The sequence below is a fragment of the Streptomyces sp. URMC 126 genome (assembly GCF_051386555.1).
In the GTDB taxonomy this organism is placed as follows: domain Bacteria; phylum Actinomycetota; class Actinomycetes; order Streptomycetales; family Streptomycetaceae; genus Streptomyces.
Genome location: NZ_JBPQTX010000444.1, coordinates 1 through 4,560 on the forward strand (window position 1 = coordinate 1; position 4,560 = coordinate 4,560).

Below are 4,560 nucleotides of genomic sequence, written 5' to 3' on the forward strand. Positions count from 1 at the left end.
GCCGCCGCGCGCGACCCGGCCGGCCCGAGGAACGCACCGCTCCGTGACCCCACCGCACACCCTGACCGCCGCCGAGGCCACCCTGCTGGCCGGCTGCGCCGCCGTCTTCCTCCCGGCCGCGCCGCCCCGGGCGGACAGCGTCGCCTTCTGGCGGCCGGACGGTACGGCGCCCGAGGCGCGGGGGCCGGTGGAGAACGTGCAGGTCGCCTCGCCGGACGGTTCGGGGACGCCTCCGGCGCACGTCAGCGCCCTAGTCCTGCCCGTGCGGACCGCTCTGCCCGCCCTCACCCGCGCCCGCACGGCCGGAGCCGACGCGACCACCGCCTTCTGGGGCACCGCCGCCGTCCTCGCCCTGCGCCTGGCCGCCCGCGGCCAACTGTCGCCCGAGCTCGGCGCAACGGCGACGGAAGGAACGCGGGCCGGGAACGCCCTGGCCCCCGAGGACCTACGACGCGTACGGGAGCTGGCCGCCGCCATGCCGCCCGGCGCGGCCCCCGACCCCTCGTCCTGCCCGGAACGGCTGCTCCACTCCTTCCTAGGTGCCGTCGCCGACGGCCTGCCACGCTCCCCCGCCCTGACCTTCGCCACCGCCGTACCTGCGGCACGGCACCGGCCCGGCCTCCGTACGGTCGAGGAGCCCGAGCCGGCCATCAATCCCCTGCCCGAGCCCCGGTCCGGCACCCCCGCCACCAGCCCCGCCGCCGTACGGCTCTCCCTCCGTGTCGAGGCCCACGGCCTGACAGCGACCGGCCCCCGCGACTCCGGCCCGCGCCTGCGGGCCGTCCTTCAGGTGCACGATCTCGCCGACCCGGCACTGGTCGCCGACGCCGCCGACGTGTGGGCCGGCCCCGCCTCGCCGACGCCCGCCTCGCCGTCGCCCACCTCCCCGTCGTCCGCCTCGCCCCTGCTCACCCCTGGCGCCCAAGCCGGCGCCCGGCTCGCCCTCCGCCGCGCCGCCCGCGCCTGGCCCGCCCTGAAGCCGCTGCTGTCGGCCGCCGTCCCCGGCGCCCTCGACCTGACCGACGCGGAGACCGTCGAGCTGCTGGGTGCCGCCACGACGGCCCTGGACGCCGTCGGGGTCGAGGTGCACTGGCCGCGGGAGCTCGCTCGTACCCTCACCGCGCACGCCGTCGTCGGCCCGCCGGACGGCGCCCACCGCCCGGCGCGCCCGGACCGGAGCCCGGGCGCGCCGCCCGTCTTCTCCGCCGACGCCCTGTCGGAACTCCGCTGGCGGCACTCCCTCGGCGGCACGGAGCTGAGCCGCGCCGACCTCGACCGGCTCGCCGAGGCCCGCCGCCCGGTCGTCCGGCTGCGCGACCGGTGGGTCCTGGTCGACCCGGCCGCCGTCCGCCGTGCCCGCGAGCGACGCTCGCGCGCGCTCACCCCGGTCGAGGCCCTCGGCATCGCCCTCACCGGCCGGGCCGCCACCGGAGCGGCCCCCGACGAGACGGTGGAGGTCCGCCCGGTCGGCCGGCTGGCCGACCTGCGGGACCTGATCGCCGATCCCCACGCCGCCCGGGAGCCGCTGCCCCGGCCCGCCGGACTCGCCGCCACCCTCCGCCCCCACCAGCTCCGCGGCCTCTCCTGGCTGGACCGCATGACCTCGCTCGGTCTCGGCTGCTGCCTGGCCGACGACATGGGGCTGGGCAAGACGGTCACCCTCATCGCCCTGCACCTGTGCCGCCGCGCCCGGCCGGAGGCGGCGGGCCCGACGCTCGTCGTCTGCCCCGCCTCCGTCCTGGGCACCTGGCAGCGGGAGATCGAACGGTTCGCGCCCGGCGTGCCCGTCCGGCGCTTCCACGGCACGTCCCGCTCCCTGGCCGCCCTGCCGGACGACGCGTTCGTCCTCACCACGTACGGCACGATGCGGAGGGCCGCCAAGGACAACGACCGGCTGGAGGACGTCGTCTGGGGCATGGTGGTCGCCGACGAGGCCCAGTACGTCAAGAACCCGTACTCCGCCACCGCCCGCCGGCTGCGCGCCCTAGGCGGCAAGGCGCGCGTCGCGCTCACCGGCACCCCCGTGGAGAACGACCTGACCGAGCTCTGGGCCATCCTCGACTGGACCAACCCCGGCCTCCTCGGCCCGCTGGAGGCGTTCCGCCGACGCCATGCCCGGGCCGTCGAGTCCGGCGCGGACCCGGACGCGGCCCGGCGGCTCGCCGCGCTCGTCCGCCCGTTCCTGCTGCGCCGCCGCAAGTCCGATCCGGGGATCGCGCCCGAGCTCCCGCCCAAGGCGGAGACCGACCGCGTCGCCGCGCTCACCGCCGAACAGGCCGCGCTGTACGAGGCGGTGGTGCGCGAGCTGCTCGCCGAGGTCACGGAGGCCGACGGCCCCCGGCGGCGCGGGCTGGTGGTGAAGCTGCTGACGAGCCTGAAGCAGATCTGCAACCACCCCGCGCAGTTCCTGAAGGAGGACGCCGGTCCGGGCGCGGCGCCGCGCCTGGCGGGCCGCTCGGGGAAGGTGGACTTGCTGGACGGACTGCTGGGCTCCGCCCTCGCCGACGGCGCGAGCGTGCTCGTCTTCACCCAGTACGTGCGGATGGCCCGGCTGCTCGAACGGCATCTCGCCGACCGGGGCGTGCCCGCGCGGCTGCTGCACGGCGGCACTCCCGTGGCGGGCCGGGAGGAACTGGTCCGCCGCTTCCAGAGCGGTGACGTGCCCGTCCTCCTCCTGTCGTTGCGGGCCGCCGGCACCGGGCTGAACCTCACCCGCGCCGAGCACGTCGTGCACTTCGACCGCTGGTGGAACCCCGCCGTCGAGGCCCAGGCCACCGACCGCGCCCACCGCATCGGCCAGACCAGGCCCGTACAGGTGCACCGGCTGGTCACCGAGGGCACCGTCGAGGACCGGATCGCCGAACTGCTGCGCCGCAAACAGGCGTTGGCGGACGCCGTACTGACGGCCGGGGACGGCGGGGTCGGCCCGCTGACCGAGCTCGGCGACACCGAGCTGGCCGAGCTGGTGGCGCTCCGCGCACCGCGCGGCTGATCCCCTCCGGCGGATTCCGTGCGCCGCGGCGGCCCGGTGACCGCTACCGCGCCTGCGAGAACTCGTACCGCAGCTCGTAGAGGTGCCCCGCCTCGACCGTGTCGTGCGCTTCGACCGGCCGGTCGCCGTCCGTGTACACGACGCGGAACGTCCGCAGGACCGGCATCCCGTCCGGCAGCCGCAGGCGGGCCTGCTGCTCCTGGGTGGGGACGCGGGCGGAGACCGAGTCCACGCATCTGCGCGGCGGGTGGCCGAGGCCGGCGAGGAGGGTGGAGATGCCGCCGCGGATCCTGCGGCGCTCCGCCAGCGCGGTGCCGCGCGCGATGTCCAGCGGGAAGTACGCCTTGACCAGCCCGACCGGCTCGTCGTCGAACAGGAGGAGCTGCGACCGCAGGACGGCCTGGCCGTCCTCGCCCAGCCGCAGCGCCCGGGCCACGTGGGGCGGCGGCTCGGGCACCGCGGTGACCTCCAGCAGGGCGATCCGGGCGCGCACACCGGTCGCGCGGGCCTCGGTGAGCCAGCGGTACGGGCTTCCGGGTGCGGCGGGGGCCAGGGTCCGCGCGGGAGTCAGGGTCCGCTGCCGGTGTGCCAGGACGACGGCCTCCGGCGCCTCGGCCGGGTCGGCGCGCCCGGTGACCAGGCGTTCCGCGCGCAGCAGGTCCAGGGCCCGTTCCAGCGTCGCGTCCGGGGCGGCGAACCGGCGCCGCAGCCCGGTGGCCGTCAGGACCGTTCCCGGGGCGACGGCTCCGGACAGGATCTCGTCGCGGAGGTCGGCGGCCACGCGTTCGTGGAGGGGCCGCCGCTCGATGGATGGTTCGTCTGCCGTCAGCATGTCCTCTTTATGCCGGATCGGGCGGTCCCGTGCCAGAGGGCCCTCCGGCGGGACGGGCAGGCGGGCCGCCGTCAGGCCGTCCGCCTCCCCGCGCCCCCGGGCGGTTCCGTACGCGCCGACATCGGCGGCCACGAGCCCCGCGCGACCCGCTTCACCGGCTCCGCACGGCCGACACTCCGCCGGGCAGTCCGGGCGGCAAGGCCGTCGGGAGCGCCGTCGGGAGCCGTGGGACCCGGGTCGGGAAACCGGTCGGCAGGGAGGTCGGCAGGGAGCTGGGGAAGCCGGAGGGCAGCCGGGACGGGAAGCCCGAGGGGAGGCGGCTCGGCAGATCGGTCGGGAGCGAGGTCGGGAGGGAGGTGGGCAGCGACGTCGGCAAGGAGGTGGGCAGAGAGGACGGCAGGCCGTGCGGGATGCGGCCGGACGGGGTCGCGGAAGCGCGGGCCGTCGGCGTGTCGTCCGGTGCGGGCCGGTCGGAGTCGTCCTTGGCGGCCAACGCGACGGCGAGCCCGACGCCGCCCGCCAGCAGCAACCCGGCGAGCACACCGATGACGATCCGGCGCCGGCGCGGACCGCCGCCGTCACCCCCTCCACCACCGCCCGGGCCGTCCCCCTCGACGACGGTGCGGGCCCGGTGGTCGCCGCCCGCCGCGGCCCGCTCTGCCTCCGGCTTCTCGACGGTCACGAGGCCGAACTCGGCGGCGACGAAGAAGCCGTTCGCGAGGATCAGGAGCAGGGC

General features: G+C 77.5%; 2 protein-coding genes and 1 pseudogene. 1 reads left to right on the forward strand and 2 read right to left on the reverse strand.

Features of this window, described 5'->3' with window-relative positions; translation table 11 throughout:
- Positions 1-43: 43 nt before the first annotated feature.
- The gene (locus ACSNOK_RS30975) at positions 44-2,992 is read left to right on the forward strand and encodes a DEAD/DEAH box helicase (protein ID WP_436784122.1); all 2,949 of its coding nucleotides are present in this window, start codon (positions 44-46) and stop codon (positions 2,990-2,992) included.
- A gap of 43 nt (positions 2,993-3,035) precedes the next feature.
- Here ACSNOK_RS30975 and ACSNOK_RS30980 read toward each other — a convergent pair whose 3' ends face one another.
- Both ACSNOK_RS30980 and ACSNOK_RS30985 read right to left on the reverse strand, forming a co-directional pair.
- On the reverse strand, positions 3,036-3,824 hold the full coding sequence (locus tag ACSNOK_RS30980) for a GntR family transcriptional regulator (RefSeq protein ID WP_436784123.1): 789 nt from the start codon (positions 3,822-3,824) through the stop codon (positions 3,036-3,038).
- 610 nt (positions 3,825-4,434) lie between these two features.
- Positions 4,435-4,560 (reverse strand): annotated as a pseudogene (locus ACSNOK_RS30985) (CNNM domain-containing protein); the annotation flags it as partial.

Bases quoted from the DNA above. Each gene is read 5' to 3' on its own strand.
- ACSNOK_RS30980 (WP_436784123.1), bottom strand. From the start codon at position 3,824: ATGCTGACGGCAGACGAACCATCCATCGAGCGGCGGCCCCTCCACGAA.